Origin of the sequence: Xanthobacter tagetidis, assembly GCF_003667445.1 — a bacterium.
Classification (GTDB): Bacteria; Pseudomonadota; Alphaproteobacteria; order Rhizobiales; family Xanthobacteraceae; genus Xanthobacter; species Xanthobacter tagetidis.
The window spans coordinates 1-620 of sequence record NZ_RCTF01000063.1 but is presented as its reverse complement, the minus strand read 5'-3'; the positions used below and the strand labels follow the sequence as shown (position 1 = coordinate 620).

Genomic DNA, 620 nt, shown 5'->3' with positions numbered 1-620 from the left:
ATGAGGTGCAAAGGGCTTTGTAGGAGATGAAGGCAGGAAAAGCGCCTTGTCTGGATTAATGTGCTGCAGAGTGCCTGAAGAAAGGGGATGTAGGTATAATGGTTTAGTTATGTAGAATTCTGAATGCGTGTTTCGCACTTGGGATGGTTCCACGTGATTGGTATAGTGCTTGTGTGGTTTCTTTTTATATAGGTAAACAGTACAGATACGAATGCAGTAACTGGAGAGGAATAAGTCTCTTGTGTGTAGTTGGAAAGTTATATGGAAGAGTGTTGGTTGTGCAGATCAGGAATATGACGGAAGGTGCGATTGGAGAAGAACAATGTGGCTTCAGGAGGGAAAGGGGTTGTGTAAGACATATATGCAAAAAGTTTGTAGAGAAAGGTAAGGATATGTTTTGGACGTTTATGAATCTTGAGAAAGCGTATGATAGAGTGGACAGGAATGAAATGTGGCAGGTCCTGCGATGTATAATGTGGGAGGGAGGCTGTGAAAAGCTTTTATGTGGGAATTCGAGCATGTGTGCGGATAGACAACGAAGTGAGTGAATGGTTTGACGTGAATATGGGATTGAGACAGGGATGCGTGATGGCGCCGTGGCTTTTCAAATTATATATGGA

1 protein-coding gene is annotated in these 620 nt (G+C 42.9%); it reads left to right on the top strand.

Going from position 1 to position 620, the window contains the following annotated elements; translation table 11 throughout:
• Positions 1–143 precede the first annotated feature (143 nt).
• Positions 144–548 carry a reverse transcriptase domain-containing protein gene (locus D9R14_RS23620; RefSeq protein WP_121625948.1) on the top strand — a complete coding sequence of 135 codons (405 nt, stop codon included), beginning with the start codon at positions 144–146 and terminating at the stop codon, positions 546–548.
• The last annotated feature ends 72 nt before the right edge of the window (positions 549–620 follow it).